Below are 13,177 nucleotides of genomic sequence, written 5' to 3' on the forward strand. Positions count from 1 at the left end.
AGTGATTAAAAAAAGCTTACCTGCCGTGCTGATTCTGATGTCATTTCTTTCAGATGCGGCAACGGTTCAGACGCCGTCAGGGCAGAGCAGCGTATCCCCGCTGCAGGAGTCCTCCTCGGGCACGCTGAGTTCACAGCAGCAGGCGCAGCAGTGGGGGCTTTCTGACAGTGACTGGAGCCGTTATCAGACGCTCATGCGGGGCGAGCGCGGCATTATGTCTCCCGGTCTCGATCCTCTTACTGCTCTGGGTGTAGAAACCAGCAACAGCGCTGAGCGTCGTCGCCTGGCCGAACTCTGGGTCAGGCATGAATACCAGCGAACTGAAAAAGAACTGGCCTTCCAGCGCGAAATCAATGCCGCCTGGCTCCGCCTGTATCCCGAGACGCTGGCCGTAAATATGGGCAGCAATGCTGCCGGGATAGCACACGATACGCAGGGACGACTTGCACTGTTTGTTAAAGAGAACTGCTCCCGCTGCGATGCGCGTCTTGCGGCTGTGCTTGCAGACGATCGCCCGGTTGATATTTATCTGGTCGGAGGAAACAGCGATGAGGCCATCCGCGCCTGGGCTATCCGGCATAACATTCCGGTGGAAAAGGTTCGCAGTCGCCAGATAACACTTAACCACGACGGCGGCCTGTGGCTGCGTTACGGACAGGGGCAGATGCCTGTGATTCTGCAGCAGGGGGAAAACGGATGGCAGCTCGCCGCGTTCTGATGGTTGTATCTGGTCTGCTGCTGGCATCGGCAGCGCACAGTGCGCCGACACTCCAGGTCATTCCGGATGCTTACCGGGAAATTGCTGCAGCCGAGCGGGTACCTGCTGAATCGCTGTACTCGCTCGCTATGGCTGAAAGTACTCGCAGTACCGCATGGGGAGCAAAGCCCTGGCCTTGGACGATCAACGTGGCAGGCAAGGGATATCACTATGATACCCGGGAGGAAGCCTTCACGGCGTTGCTCGGATTTATGCAGCGCTGGCCACTGAAAAATATCGATGTCGGGCTGGTACAGGTGAATCTGGGATGGAATGGCCATTTCTTTGCCACCTATCGTGATGCTTTTGACCCTTACACCAATCTTCGCGCTGCTGCCCGTATTCTGCGGGCCTGTTATGACACCCGTCCCGGAAGCTGGCTGCAGGCTGCAGGTTGCTACCATCACCCTGCGGGCGGGCGCCACGCCGCAACCTATATGGCGATAGTGCGCCGCAAGCTCAGCCAGATTGCGCCAGCCGATATGCCCGCCCACAGTGAGCAGCCTGTCATCCTTGCGCGTTCAACACTTACCTGGATTGAACCTCAATGAAAATTCAAATCCGTAATATCCTGCCTGTGACGCTCCTCCCTGTCATGCTGATGGCAACCTTCAGTGCGTTTGCAGCGCTCACCGTTGTCGGGGATCTTGGCGGTGAAAGTACCGCACCTTTCTTCGACGCAATTAACACGGCTCCTGTGGCCGATTCGGCCGAAACAGCGCTTCCTCCGCCCCCTGTGTCGCTTTCCATTTCAGATATGCTGCCCGTCAGCACACCAGAAATGTCACCTGGCACCGTGACTGCCAGACCAGTAAACCTGCCAGGGATGCCACCGGTATTTGTGCTGGGTGACGATCCCTCATCCCGTCGCTGGCTGCAGCAGAATGCCGCTGAGCTCATGCGTATGCAGGCAACCGGCATGATTATCAACGTGCAGGATGAAAGCAGCCTGAAATCGCTGCGTCAGATAGCCCCGGCGGTTGAAATGGTGCCTGTCAGCGGCGGAGATCTGGCCCGCCGGCTGGCGCTGACACATTATCCGGCGCTGATCACCGCAACAGGAATTTCACAGTGATGCCGGTAACCCTTATCCCGGAGCTGTTCAGCCAGCATCGCGGGCTGGTTGTCCTGTTAATCGCTTTTGCGACTTCACTGGCCCTTCTGATATCAGCGCGCCGTTCTGTCACCCAGCGCCGGCATCGCCGCTATCAGAAACAGGCTGCCCGGGCGCTGCTTCGCCTGTCCCGGCTGCGCGACGAGCCAGCGCGGATAAGCTGGCTTCGCAAGATGAATCCGTATGTGTTTGAAGAGATGTTGCTGACAGCGCTGTCACGGCAGGGGCTGCGTATACAGCGCAATGTCCGTTACAGCGGTGATGGGGGGGGGGGGCCGATGGGACCGTCTGGATCAATGGTCGCCGCTTTCTGATTCAGGCCAAGCGGTACAGTGCAACCATCAGTGCGGCACACGTTTCTGCATTCGGGTTGCTGACAGAGTGCGAACGCTGCTCTGGTCTGTTTATTCATACCGGGCGTACGGGTGAGGTGAGCCGGGATGCCTTACGACATTACAGCGGCATCACGCTCATCAGCGGCCAGCGGCTACTCTGGCTGCTGGCTGGCGATCGGCGCTGGATGGACTACCTGAACACCCAGTCACATTGTCAGGCCCCGCGACAACACTCCCCAGAAAAACACGCTTCTTCCACAACTGTTCATGATTAAGAGGGAGATAACAATGTCTGATTTTATGGCGAGTAAGAATGACAATCTGCTGCAAAGCTCGGCAGAGGTTGACCGCAAAATGAATGCTGCAGCAAAGCTTACCGGCTCTTCTGGCTGGCAGACCCGCAGGGAGTTTTCATGAGCGATCGTTATGTTATGGAGTCCCTGCTGCGCCCGGCGGTAGAGCTCTATTCCGCTACGGTTGCGGCCAGTGCGACCTGCATATGCCTGACCGCCCCCTGGGCGGTGGCACTCGCGCCTTCCGTAAGCTGGGTTACGGCTGCCGGCTTCGGCGTCATTGCCCTGAAGCGGACCCGTCAGGGCATGAAAATTTTGCGCTACCGGCAGAATATCCGCCGTCTCCCCCGTTACGTGCTGACCAGCGATCAGATCCCGGTCAGCCGGCGCCATCTTTTTCTGGGCAAAGGGTTCCAGTGGTCGGCACGTCATACCCAGCGACTGATGGAGGCGCGTCGTCCTGAATGCGAAATCTACGTGCAGCCCTCCGTGCTCTACCGCATGGCACGCGAAATGGAAAAAAGGATGGAATACAGCCTCCCCTGGCTGTGCCGGCTGACCCGTGCAGATATGGCGCTCAACCCTTTTCGACCATTGCCGCCGGTCGGCGGCAGCCCTATCTATCACGGCGTTGAGCCTGATGAGACGACGGTCACCTACGATCTCGGCGAACGCGTCGGACACATGCTCGTTATCGGTACCACCCGCGTGGGCAAGACCCGTCTGGCGGAGTTGCTCATCACCCAGGACATCCGACGTAAAAATGCCGCCGGCGATCATGAGGTGGTCATTGTGTTTGACCCCAAAGGGGACGCTGACCTGCTGCGTCGGATGTACGCGGAGTCGCACCGAGCGGGGCGTCAGGATAACTTCTGGGTGTTTCATCTTGGCTGGCCCGATATCAGCGCACGGTACAACGCCGTCGGACGCTTCAGCCGTATTTCAGAGGTGGCGTCACGCGTTGCCGGACAGCTCTCCGGTGAAGGTAATTCCGCCGCCTTCCGGGAGTTTGCCTGGCGCTTCGTCAATATCATCACGCGCGCGCTGGTCGCCCTCGGTCAGCGACCGGATTACGGCCTCATTCTCCGCTATGTCACTAATATCGGCGAGCTGTACGAAACCTACGTGGATAACCTGCTGAGTGAAAAAGCGCCGCAGCTGCTGAATACCGCAGAGGCCATGATGCAGAGCGGGATCATCGACAAGGACCTGCCGCGTCATCTTCAGGGCAGGCCTAACGGCGCGAAAATCTGGGTATCGGAGCAGGTGCTGGGCAGTCCGGAGGGGAAGAAGCTCTGGGACCCGGTGCTTGATGGTCTGCGCAGCGCAGTCCAGTACGATCGCACCTACTTCGATAAAATTGTGGCCTCCCTGTTGCCGCTGCTGGAGAAACTCACTACCGGTAAGACGGCTGCGCTTCTTGCGCCTGATTACACAGACCTTGACGATCCGCGCCCCATTCTCGACTGGCACAATATTATCAAGTCACGCGGCGTGGTGTATGTCGGCCTCGATGCGCTCTCTGATCCGGTGGTGGCCGCGGCCGTTGGCAACAGCATGTTTGCCGATCTGGTCTCTGAGGGCGGTCACATCTACAAGTTCGGTCTTGGCGATGAGGAGGAAGGTAAATCCGCAAAGGTGGCCATCAACCTGCACTGCGATGAGTTCAACGAGCTGATGGGGGATGAGTTCATTCCGCTCATCAACAAAGGGGGCGGCGCCGGCTTTCAGGTGACCGCGTACACCCAGACCCTGTCCGATATTGAGGCACGGATCGGCAGCACGGCTAAAGCGAATCAGGTGGTGGGGAACTTCAACACGCTGGTCATGCTCCGCGTGCGCGAGAAGAACACCGCCATGCTGCTCACCGATCAGCTCCCTGAAGTGGATGTTTACCAGAAAACGCTGACTTCCGGCGTCACGGATGTTTCCCGTCCCGGGGAAGGAACAGACTTTAACAGCAACGTTAATGACCAGGTGAGTCTGGTAAAAGTCCCGATGATAAGCCCTGCAGATATCATCAACCTGCCAAAGGGTCAGGCCTTTGCGTTACTTGAAGGGGGGCGGTTGTGGAAAATTCGCATGCCGCTGCCGGCAGATAATGACGATCCACATATGCCAGCCAGTCTGAAGCAACTGGCTGACAATATGGAAAAAAACTACCACACCGGTGAGACATGGTGGACGGGTGGTGACATGCCGTTGGCAGGAGGTCCGGATGTCCCAGCATGACGGTGACAGCGGACAGCGCAGCGCCCCTGCGCGCCAGCGGCAGTCAGGACCGATTGGGCTGCTTCTGTGGGATTTTCCTGTGGGCCTTATCGGCGTGCTGCTCGGATCACTGCTCGTCAGCCTGCTGATTGAATATGCCTGTATCGCGCTGATGTGGCCGGAGGAAGGCGCCTCTCACAGCTACCGGGTGATGGTGGCTGAAAGTCACTGGCTGTCGGAGGGGTATACACGAAGCCTGCTAATGGCTGCTCCTGTTGAGACAGTCAGCCGCTGGGTCCATGTTGCGTGGCAGTGGCTGTTCGTGGACAGCGGATTCAGCGGCTGGCTGCAGTCATTTAAATCCCTGAGTGAAAAAGGCAGCGGGCTCATTCCGGCGCTCAATGGGCTGGGTGCTTCACTGGTTAGCTGGCTGGGTGTGTACCTTCAGGCCACGGTCTGGGTCACGCTGATTTTCTTCATCCGGGTCATGATCCTTTTTCTCAGCCTGCCGTTGTTTGCGCTGGTTGTCATCATGGGCGTGGTGGACGGGCTGGTCAGGCGTGACTTACGGCGATACGGTGCCGGCTATGAATCAAGCTTTGTCTATCACCACGCCAAGCGCTTTATTAAACCCGCTCTGTATGGTCCCTGCATGCTCTACCTGGCATGGCCCACGGCGGTATGGCCAAATCTGTTGTTACTGCCTTCAGCACTGCTGGTTGGTGGCGTGCTGGCCGTAGTAACGGGGTCATTCAAGAAATACCTTTGAAGATAGAGCGCGTTATACCATTTTCGGGATGCTCCCCGGGGGCCCGCAGCTGGTGCGGGCTTTTTTTATGTTGTTTAAGTGGCATGAGAGATCGAAACTTGCCGGGGCACTGCAATTTTTTTGTCGGGTTCATGATTCTGATGCTGATTGTGGAAGGCATCTAACAAGGCATTTCAAGCCGGCAAGTAAATATTAATATATTCAGTGCGTTATAATAGGGCCCAGCAAGTAAACCCTCCGGGCTGAGCTGATGAAGTCATCATTCCTGAGGCGGTTAAGTACCAAAAGCGGAAGTTGAAGTGCCAGAGGCTCTCTTAAAAAGGATTGTCCGTTTTGCAGGGATACTTACACCAGCAACTAGACCCGAAACAATGCTTATGGCGGTTCGGCGGAGTCTGCCCGCTTTACCGGCTAGCGCAGTTGGACTGACTGTCCGGTCTGACGGGGATTAGGAGACGTTCTAAACCTAGCAGTGGCTGAAGTTTATGCGTATCAGCAGCAGGCATTTCCTAAAGCGTGCTACATTAATCTTTAGGAAAAATTCAAAGGTTATAATCCAGTCTGGAGGGCATAAAGATATGTCAGAAATCTTTATGATTAATAATAAGAGAGTCCCGCTTAAATCCCTGCAATACAACAGCAAAGCGAATCAGCTGGAAGTGATGCGCAACTGGTTTTATGAGCACTACGAAGACCCAGTTAATGCCTGCCCTTATAACTCTCGGGAAGGTGGATACGCCTATATTTATGGCGGTCCATACGACGCTGATGAGGAGCTTCAGGGGTACTTTGGCGGATTCGTTAAGGACGATTACATTCAGGAGTTAGTAGACGAACTCCAAGAGGATTGCTTCGAATGGTCAGGAAATTCAAATAACACCGACTGGTACGTTGATGATTTGTACAACGCGGTCACGTCATCCGAAGCCCCTTTCGCTAAATTCGTCGGAAATATTAAAGGCATAAAATCCCTAGCTAATGGAGAGTTTGAAGGTGAAAGGAAGGATCATCTTCTCAGTCTTCTGTACACCAATGTCATTACAACGCTGGAAACACTTTATGTTGAGTTGTTCATTAGCGCCATTAATGAAAATGATTCTTATATTGCTGAATTCATTGAAAAGGGAAAGTCAGAGTTCAAAGTAAGTAAAGAGATTGCCGCTTTACCTTTCAAAGGTGAACCTATTGAGAAAGTAAGAGATGAGCTTCTCAAAGCAGTAAAGGAACATTTGATCAGCGCAAGCTGGCATAACACAGATCGCGTTTTGAAGCGATTCAAAGCTACGTTTGATATTGACGTACAGAAGGACTGGCCAATCGATGTGATTGAAATAGCCACACTGAAGCGTAACCATTTGGTGCACCGGGGCGGTAAAGATAAAGACGGATACCCTGTAGTGATTACAGAACAGGATTTGGATGAGCTGCTAGGTCATACCATGTCGATTGGAGAAAAACTATACCATAGTCTGGAAATCGCGGTACTGACTAAAAGCGCTGGCGGGGAAACTGAATTATGAACGGACCTTGCTGATCGACCGGAACACACAGTTAGAAAAATAAGTCTGAAAGGATGAAAGCCGGCATTACCTGTGAGCGTCCTATCACCCTCCTTTCTGCTGCTAGTGAAAGTCGTCAGATCCAGTCTGTGCTAATACATGTAACGGATTTAGTTAGCCGTTCCCCTTACCAATGCGGCTACTACCCCGAAATTGACGGGCCGTATTAAGGCCCGACTCGCTAATGGTTATGCCCCGCCGTCGCGGGGCTTTTCTCCGCTGGTGCTTCATGTCCTTCAGGGGTAAATGAACTTACATCCCTGTTCTCGCTAACTACCTTTTCCCCAGGCACAGTTAAATCAATTGTTTTATAAAGTCCTTTTCGCAGACCTGTAACAGCGTCTCCATTAATTAACCCATATAAAGAAAATAGAAGGCCTATCGAAAATGCAGTGGCAAAAAGTTTGGGCACGCCAGAAAAAAGAAACTTAATCAGCGTCCAGCCCCATGCTTTAGATATTTCAAATAAACCTACCGGCTTTTTGATTTGCTTGCTGTATTGTTCCGCTCCGGAAATAAGTTTTTTTAAGGCGGCTTTTTCAGCATCCTTTGCTTTCCTTTCGAGAGCCACGATGCTTTTCTTTTTATCAGCTTCAAATTTAGCAAATTCTGCATCTGCACGCGCCTGTAGCCCGCTGTTTGCCGCTGTAACATAGCCGCCAACGATTTGTGACGCTTTTTCCCGGAATACATCCAGCTGCTTTGGCGAAGTGAGGCAATGATCGTGGTATTTGACTAACTCATCCTCAATTTCAGCTTCGCTTTTATTCTCCTTTCGAAGACTCTGCGCCTTTTCGTCTTTGAATCCTTTATAGATGGCATACGAAATTAGTTGCTCTATATTATTTGGATCTTTTACCAGCTCGGTAAATACCCATTTTTTGTTTTCTTGGGCCATGCTTCACCAAAAAAAAAGCCCCAGCAGGGGCATTTCAAAATATGAAAAATTATGACTTGATCGTTTTACGGACCGAGTTAAACGAATCTTGCAGATACTCGCGACTTTTGCTTTGAGATAAAGCACTGGAAGCAAGGACCTTACGGGCTTTGTCAACGAGGGAGTCTTCCCCTCTCACTACATAGCCTGATGAATCCTTAGAATTGCGTACATGAGTCTGTTTGCTCATGACTTTCCCAGACATTGACGCCTTAACAAAAGTGCTGCCAGTAGGGGCATTAGTTACTATTTTTTGCGCAGCGACATTCGCCACGGCAGTTGCTGAAATTTTGCGGATTTCTTCCGGGCTAAGAGCTGGCATGCGACGACTGCTCATTTTTTTCGCTCCTCTTATTGCTTTCGGTAAGTTTATCACGCGCTAAAAAATTTGCCTATTTTTAGTGCTGGGTACAACGATGAGCGTAATTCAGGTCCGATTAACCACTTTTTCGGACATTAGCCCTTATCCACTGTGACTTGCGCAGCCTTGATAGCCATATCGCCGACAGCCGAAATGAACGCACCACCCTGAGAGATAGCATACAACTCACCCGCCTCGTTAAACCCGATCGTCGTGCCGCAGCACAAGTGCGTGACCGCCTCCTCCACCGCACCCTACTGAAATTGTACATTTACGGACATCTCAACCGAATTCAGTCCTTCCGTAGAGCAGCTTACTGTAAAGGCGTGCACGTTGAGTAAATTAATCATCCCGGGCAGTTACACCTAAATTTTTGACAGCACATAAAGAATTTCCTGCTGTAAGCACCGCTGCTTTGCGTCACTCTCCCGACGACAAGAAAACCGGGAGAGCCTCATGCGTCACACTATAAACCTCATTGCCCTGCTGATAACCACACTTCCCGTCCTGCAGTGTCACGCCTCCGAGAAAGACGAGCTGGCGCTTGTCATGCGTCAGCTGGATCAGGTGCAGGCCGGGCTTGACCGGGCCCGTGTCGCGGCAAACCAGACTCAGGATGCCCGCTTTTATTTCGACTATCTGCAGGCGACACGCGATATCACCACCATGAAGCAGGGTATTTCAGCCTATCTGGAACCCTCCAGGGCACAACCCGCGTCCCGGCAGTCCGCTGTTACCGGCCAGTATCGTGCTGAGGAACCCGCATGGCGATGAACGGCGCGCAACTGAACGGGTGGAGCGCCGGCACCGGCAGCAGCCTAACGCCCGTACAACTTAACACCCTCATTCTGGGGTTGCTGGCCGTCGTCATTCTTCTGTTCTGCGCCTGGGCGCTGGTTCAGGCCTATCGCGGTATTGCCTCCAAATCCGTGACGTTTCGTCAGTTCAATGAACTTGCGGTAAGGCTAATCGTGCTTTACCTGGCAACGCTGTTTCTGTTTTTCCACTAAAAGGACACCTCAATGAAATCCACATTACTCAGGCTTTACCACTCTGCATTCGCACGCGCCGGGCTGTTGCTGACGGGTTTTATCAGTGGACAGGCGCTTGCTGATCTGCCGCCAATTGAGCAGCCCACGACCGGCGGTGGTGGCGGCACCTATAACACCTTTATGGGGTACGCCAAAATGGGTGGGCTGGCGCTCGGGCTGTTGATTAGCGTTGCGGCTTTCCTCGCGGTCGCCCATGCCGTCATTACCTCTTTCCACGACATCCGTAAGGGGAAAGGTTCCTGGACGGAGTTCCTGCTTTACGGGGTGGTTGGCATCATTCTCATCCTCGCCGTCATCTATCTGGCCACTAAAGCCTCTGACATTTTGTAAGGAGCCAGCATGGCCGTCATCGACTTCCTTCCTGATCGTCTGAACAATCCGCCCGTGGTGTGGAAAGGCTTCACGTCTGGCGAGTTTCTTCTGGCGGCCATCATTGGCCTCGTCGCCGGTATTCCCCTGGCGGTGCCGCTGGCGCTGGTGCCCTTTATCGGCTTGCTGGCTTTTCCCACCTGCATGCTGCTGATGCCACTCATTGTCATCTTCCTGGGTGGCGGCTGGATTGCTGGCTATAAACGTGGCAAGCCGGAAAATTACATCTGGCAGCGGCTGGAGGAAATTCGATGCCGTGCCCGCCTTTCCCGTTCACTGGTACTCGACAGCCGGGCGTGGGAGCTGAAGCGAACCCGGGCCATGCCGCAGAGAGGTGAGCGATGAGCCGGTTTCGTAACGGTATGACCGCGCGTGATAATCACATCATTTCTCTTCGCATCGCCTGTGTTCTGCTGTTCGCCGGCCTGCTGGTCACAGGGATTGGCTGGATGCGCGCGCCTTCCGAACTTACCATCCATAACCCACCGGACCTTCGATCGGGTAGTACGCGAAAATGGTGGGAGGTTCCGCCATCCACCGTATACAGCTTTGCGTTCTATATCTTTCAGCAGCTGAACTCATGGCCCAAAAATGGTGAGGTGGATTATCCGGCCAAAATTGCCCAGATGAGCCCTTACCTGACGCCGTCCTGCCAGGACTTTATGAATAAAGATGCAGAGATGCGTAAAAACAGTGATGAACTCCGGGACCGCGTGCGGGTGGTATATGAAATTCCCCGCCGTGGCTACAGCAGCCGCAGCGTCACCATTCTCGATCAGGACAACTGGATCGCACGGCTGGACTTGGTGGCAGACGAGTATTACCACACCGAGTCGGTCAAGCGAGCGCTGGTCCGGTATCCCCTGAAAGTGGTGCGCTGGGAAGGCGATCCAGAGCGCAATCCCTTTGGGCTGGCGCTGGATTGCTATGCGGCTACGCCTCAGCGGCTTGAAGCTGTCACCCTGCCTGAGCCGGAGAAAAAGTGATGGGAAAACGGATGAAAAAGTATTCACTCATTTTTCTCGTCAGCCTGTGTTTTCCCTGGGTGGCGAACGCCGTTGAGCTGATGAAATGGGAGCGTATCCCGCTGCAGGTCCCCCTGACGGTGGGCCAGGAGCGTATCGTTTTTGTGAATAAAAACGTACGCGTTGGCTTTCCGCCCTCGCTCAACAACAAGCTGCGTATACAGAGCAATAGCGGCGTGGTCTATCTCAATGCCAGCGAAGCGTTTCCGGTGACGCGACTTGAGCTGCAGAACAAAGAGAACGGGGAGATTATCCTGCTGGATGTCTCTGCAGCATCCGGTAAAACCACGCGTGAACCCGTGAAAATTGTTTATGACGGTGAAGTGGCCACCGTATCAGCCAGTGACAGGCAGTCCGTCAGCAGCGATGGGGACAGCACCGGGCGTCAGGCGAAGCAATCGGATGTGGATGCTCCTCAGCAGGATCGTAAGCCCGCTAAACTCAATGCCCCTCTGCCTGTCGTGCTGACCCGCTATGCGGCTCAGAACATGTATGGCCCGCTGCGTACGGTTGAGCCGGTGCCGGGTATCAGTCCGGTTTCACTGAAGCTGCCGTCCGCTGTTACCACACTGATGCCCTCAGAACCCGTCAGCGTTACACCAATGGCAGCATGGAGCCTGCAGGGCAGCAGCGTGGTTGCGCTGCAGGTCCGTAACCGTTCAGCCGGCAAAGTGATTCTCGATCCGCGCGCGCTGGAGGGGCAGTTTATTACGGCCACCTTCCAGCACCGCTGGCTCGGCCGTGCAGGTACGCCTGAGGATACAACGGTTCTTTATCTGGTTACGTCCGGGCGCCCGGAGGGGGCATTCATTGCCGAACCGCCGTCTCAGCAGCCTGCTGACAGCCGTAAGCGGAGAGTAAAATAATGAAAGCACCTGCCTCTAATCTCATCGTTAAAATTGCCGTGCCGGTGGTGCTGGCCGGTGCCATTGTCGTCGGCGTGAAATCCTGCTCAGGGGGCGGAAATCATCCGGCGATGACAGGCAACGCAGCCAGTTCTGCGCTGAAAGACCTGTCGCCGGAAGACCTCAAGGCCGCGGGGATCGAGGGTGACACGCCGCAGGACACGCTTCGCACGGTGGTGGGAAATTTCCGCAAAGTTCAGGACCGTCTCGATTCGCTCGCGGACGACAACAAAAAACTCACTGACGAAAATAAAGTCCTGAAAACCACCAACAGCAACGTGGACGCACAGATCAGCCAGGCGGTGAGCAATGCCCGCAATGAGGAAGCGCAGAAACGCCAGCAGCTCAGCGCTCAGGTCACGGATCTCAGCTCACAGGTCAAACGGCTGATGGATCAGCTGCAGAATGGCGGTGCCGGCACGGAATCCGGAAAAAGCAGCAGTCCTGGCAGTGATATTCCGATTGGGCTGGGCTACGACAGCGGACTGAATAGCGGCGCTTCCGGCGTATCGTCTTCTTCTGATGGCCTGCAGTGGGTTGAGCCCAGAGACGGGGTATCCGTTGATGCCAGCGGCCGGCCGGTGACCGACAGCAATAAAAACAACGCGACCGGTTTCTCCTTTGCCACTTCGTTTTCCGAAGCGGGTGAAGCAGGAAAACAGGCGGCAGGAAAAGCAACCGCAATGGTTCAGACTCAGCTTACGGATGCGCAGAAGGCGACCATTCCGGTATTTACGCTTCCGGAAAACTCCACGCTCGTAGGCAGTCAGGCGATGACCGCCTTACTGGGGCGTATTCCCATCGATGGTAAAGTCACTGATCCCTATCCTTTCAAGGTCATGATCGGCAGGGATAACCTGACGGCGAACGGCATCGAGCTTCCCGATGTTCAGGGGGCAATCGTGTCCGGTACCGCGACGGGGGACTGGACGCTGTCGTGCGTGCGCGGGTCAATTACCAGCATCACGTTTGTCTTTACCGACGGCACCGTCAGGACGCTGCCTTCTCCGGATGGCCAGAACAGTGGCGGCAATCAGAACAGCGGCAACGCGAACGGTAATAACAGCAGCATTGGCTGGCTGTCAGACGACAACGGCATTCCCTGCATTTCAGGCACACGTAAAAGCAACGCCTCAACCTATCTGCCGACCATCACCACACTTGCGGCCGCCGGTGCGGCGGGTGATGCCGTGGCGGAAAATCAGAATACCGGCCAGACCAACGCCTACGGTGGCGTGACTTCAACTCTCACGGGTGATGCCGGTCAGGCCGTGCTGGGCAAGGCGCTTTCCGGCGGCATGCGGGAAACGATCGACTGGGTGAAAGCCCGCTACGGACAAACATTTGATGCCATTTATGTACCGCCGGGTCAGAAGGTGGCGCTGCATATCACACGACAGCTGGCCATTGATTACGAAGAAAAAGGCCGCAAGGTTAAATATGACTTCAGCCTGGCCGGCAATGGCACAGGCATGGACTAACGGGGATTT

At 54.6% G+C, this 13,177-nt stretch carries 16 protein-coding genes and 2 pseudogenes; 15 read left to right on the forward strand and 3 right to left on the reverse strand.

Going from position 1 to position 13,177, the window contains the following annotated elements; all coding sequences use genetic code 11:
* Positions 1-4: 4 nt before the first annotated feature.
* The 8 genes and pseudogenes from AC6I79_RS16260 (at position 5) to AC6I79_RS16295 (ending at position 6,999) form a co-directional block, all read left to right on the forward strand.
* Positions 5-718 (forward strand): TIGR03759 family integrating conjugative element protein, encoded by a 714-nt coding sequence (locus tag AC6I79_RS16260; RefSeq protein WP_498027745.1) that lies wholly within the window; start codon positions 5-7, stop codon positions 716-718.
* Positions 697-1,308, forward strand: coding sequence for a transglycosylase SLT domain-containing protein (locus AC6I79_RS16265; protein ID WP_498027411.1), 612 nt, complete (start codon positions 697-699; stop codon positions 1,306-1,308). Before AC6I79_RS16260 ends, AC6I79_RS16265 begins: the two co-directional genes overlap by 22 nt.
* Positions 1,305-1,832 carry an integrating conjugative element protein gene (locus tag AC6I79_RS16270; protein WP_498027412.1) on the forward strand — a complete coding sequence of 176 codons (528 nt, stop codon included), beginning with the start codon at positions 1,305-1,307 and terminating at the stop codon, positions 1,830-1,832. The genes AC6I79_RS16265 and AC6I79_RS16270 overlap by 4 nt, the downstream gene beginning before the upstream one ends.
* A pseudogene (locus tag AC6I79_RS16275) lies at positions 1,832-2,481 on the forward strand (restriction endonuclease). Before AC6I79_RS16270 ends, AC6I79_RS16275 begins: the two are co-directional and overlap by 1 nt.
* Positions 2,482-2,494: 13 nt before the next feature.
* Positions 2,495-2,623 carry a hypothetical protein gene (locus AC6I79_RS16280; RefSeq protein ID WP_498012735.1) on the forward strand — a complete coding sequence of 43 codons (129 nt, stop codon included), beginning with the start codon at positions 2,495-2,497 and terminating at the stop codon, positions 2,621-2,623.
* Positions 2,620-4,731: a type IV conjugative transfer system coupling protein TraD gene (traD, locus tag AC6I79_RS16285; RefSeq protein WP_498027413.1), complete on the forward strand. Its 2,112-nt coding sequence runs from the start codon at positions 2,620-2,622 to the stop codon at positions 4,729-4,731. The genes AC6I79_RS16280 and traD overlap by 4 nt, the downstream gene beginning before the upstream one ends.
* On the forward strand, positions 4,718-5,479 hold the full coding sequence (locus tag AC6I79_RS16290; RefSeq protein ID WP_498012737.1) for a TIGR03747 family integrating conjugative element membrane protein: 762 nt from the start codon (positions 4,718-4,720) through the stop codon (positions 5,477-5,479). Before traD ends, AC6I79_RS16290 begins: the two co-directional genes overlap by 14 nt.
* A 578-nt stretch (positions 5,480-6,057) precedes the next feature.
* Positions 6,058-6,999, forward strand: coding sequence for a hypothetical protein (locus tag AC6I79_RS16295; RefSeq protein WP_498012738.1), 942 nt, complete (start codon positions 6,058-6,060; stop codon positions 6,997-6,999).
* A 220-nt stretch (positions 7,000-7,219) separates the two neighbouring features.
* Here AC6I79_RS16295 and AC6I79_RS16300 read toward each other — a convergent pair whose 3' ends face one another.
* From AC6I79_RS16300 to AC6I79_RS16310, 3 genes and pseudogenes are all read right to left on the reverse strand, one after another.
* Complete coding sequence (locus AC6I79_RS16300; protein ID WP_498027414.1) at positions 7,220-7,936, reverse strand: hypothetical protein; 717 nt, start codon at positions 7,934-7,936, stop codon at positions 7,220-7,222.
* A 49-nt stretch (positions 7,937-7,985) separates the two neighbouring features.
* Positions 7,986-8,312, reverse strand: coding sequence for a hypothetical protein (locus tag AC6I79_RS16305; RefSeq protein WP_498012740.1), 327 nt, complete (start codon positions 8,310-8,312; stop codon positions 7,986-7,988).
* Positions 8,313-8,431: 119 nt separating this feature from the next.
* Positions 8,432-8,575: pseudogene (locus AC6I79_RS16310) on the reverse strand (baseplate protein); the annotation flags it as partial.
* A gap of 217 nt (positions 8,576-8,792) precedes the next feature.
* Between AC6I79_RS16310 and AC6I79_RS16315 the strand changes: the two are divergent.
* From AC6I79_RS16315 to AC6I79_RS16345, 7 genes are read left to right on the forward strand one after another with little or no spacing between them, the layout of a single operon-like run.
* Complete coding sequence (locus AC6I79_RS16315) at positions 8,793-9,110, forward strand: integrative conjugative element protein, RAQPRD family (RefSeq protein WP_498027415.1); 318 nt, start codon at positions 8,793-8,795, stop codon at positions 9,108-9,110.
* Complete coding sequence (locus tag AC6I79_RS16320) at positions 9,101-9,346, forward strand: TIGR03758 family integrating conjugative element protein (RefSeq protein ID WP_498027416.1); 246 nt, start codon at positions 9,101-9,103, stop codon at positions 9,344-9,346. Before AC6I79_RS16315 ends, AC6I79_RS16320 begins: the two co-directional genes overlap by 10 nt.
* A gap of 12 nt (positions 9,347-9,358) precedes the next feature.
* Positions 9,359-9,718, forward strand: coding sequence for a TIGR03745 family integrating conjugative element membrane protein (locus AC6I79_RS16325; RefSeq protein ID WP_498027417.1), 360 nt, complete (start codon positions 9,359-9,361; stop codon positions 9,716-9,718).
* Between the two features lie 9 nt (positions 9,719-9,727).
* Positions 9,728-10,102, forward strand: coding sequence for a TIGR03750 family conjugal transfer protein (locus AC6I79_RS16330; RefSeq protein ID WP_471808092.1), 375 nt, complete (start codon positions 9,728-9,730; stop codon positions 10,100-10,102).
* Entirely contained in the window at positions 10,099-10,743 is a 645-nt protein-coding gene (locus AC6I79_RS16335; RefSeq protein WP_498027418.1) for a PFL_4703 family integrating conjugative element protein, read from the forward strand. Before AC6I79_RS16330 ends, AC6I79_RS16335 begins: the two co-directional genes overlap by 4 nt.
* An 11-nt stretch (positions 10,744-10,754) precedes the next feature.
* On the forward strand, positions 10,755-11,648 hold the full coding sequence (locus AC6I79_RS16340; protein ID WP_498027419.1) for a TIGR03749 family integrating conjugative element protein: 894 nt from the start codon (positions 10,755-10,757) through the stop codon (positions 11,646-11,648).
* Positions 11,648-13,168 (forward strand): TIGR03752 family integrating conjugative element protein, encoded by a 1,521-nt coding sequence (locus AC6I79_RS16345; RefSeq protein WP_498027420.1) that lies wholly within the window; start codon positions 11,648-11,650, stop codon positions 13,166-13,168. Before AC6I79_RS16340 ends, AC6I79_RS16345 begins: the two co-directional genes overlap by 1 nt.
* Positions 13,169-13,177: the final 9 nt, after the last annotated feature.

It is taken from the genome of gamma proteobacterium symbiont of Scutellera amethystina (assembly GCF_059730845.1).

What these genes read in the sequence shown, in the direction of transcription:
- AC6I79_RS16265 (WP_498027411.1), top strand. Translation starts at nt 697, where the DNA reads ATGGCAGCTCGCCGCGTTCTGATGGTTGTATCTGGTCTGCTGCTGGCA.
- AC6I79_RS16270 (WP_498027412.1), top strand. Translation starts at nt 1,305, where the DNA reads ATGAAAATTCAAATCCGTAATATCCTGCCTGTGACGCTCCTCCCTGTC.
- AC6I79_RS16280 (WP_498012735.1), top strand. Translation starts at nt 2,495, where the DNA reads ATGTCTGATTTTATGGCGAGTAAGAATGACAATCTGCTGCAAAGCTCG.
- traD (WP_498027413.1), top strand. Translation starts at nt 2,620, where the DNA reads ATGAGCGATCGTTATGTTATGGAGTCCCTGCTGCGCCCGGCGGTAGAG.
- AC6I79_RS16290 (WP_498012737.1), top strand. Translation starts at nt 4,718, where the DNA reads ATGTCCCAGCATGACGGTGACAGCGGACAGCGCAGCGCCCCTGCGCGC.
- AC6I79_RS16295 (WP_498012738.1), top strand. Translation starts at nt 6,058, where the DNA reads ATGTCAGAAATCTTTATGATTAATAATAAGAGAGTCCCGCTTAAATCC.
- AC6I79_RS16300 (WP_498027414.1), bottom strand. Translation starts at nt 7,936, where the DNA reads ATGGCCCAAGAAAACAAAAAATGGGTATTTACCGAGCTGGTAAAAGAT.
- AC6I79_RS16305 (WP_498012740.1), bottom strand. Translation starts at nt 8,312, where the DNA reads ATGAGCAGTCGTCGCATGCCAGCTCTTAGCCCGGAAGAAATCCGCAAA.
- AC6I79_RS16315 (WP_498027415.1), top strand. Translation starts at nt 8,793, where the DNA reads ATGCGTCACACTATAAACCTCATTGCCCTGCTGATAACCACACTTCCC.
- AC6I79_RS16320 (WP_498027416.1), top strand. Translation starts at nt 9,101, where the DNA reads ATGGCGATGAACGGCGCGCAACTGAACGGGTGGAGCGCCGGCACCGGC.
- AC6I79_RS16325 (WP_498027417.1), top strand. Translation starts at nt 9,359, where the DNA reads ATGAAATCCACATTACTCAGGCTTTACCACTCTGCATTCGCACGCGCC.
- AC6I79_RS16330 (WP_471808092.1), top strand. Translation starts at nt 9,728, where the DNA reads ATGGCCGTCATCGACTTCCTTCCTGATCGTCTGAACAATCCGCCCGTG.
- AC6I79_RS16335 (WP_498027418.1), top strand. Translation starts at nt 10,099, where the DNA reads ATGAGCCGGTTTCGTAACGGTATGACCGCGCGTGATAATCACATCATT.
- AC6I79_RS16340 (WP_498027419.1), top strand. Translation starts at nt 10,755, where the DNA reads ATGAAAAAGTATTCACTCATTTTTCTCGTCAGCCTGTGTTTTCCCTGG.
- AC6I79_RS16345 (WP_498027420.1), top strand. Translation starts at nt 11,648, where the DNA reads ATGAAAGCACCTGCCTCTAATCTCATCGTTAAAATTGCCGTGCCGGTG.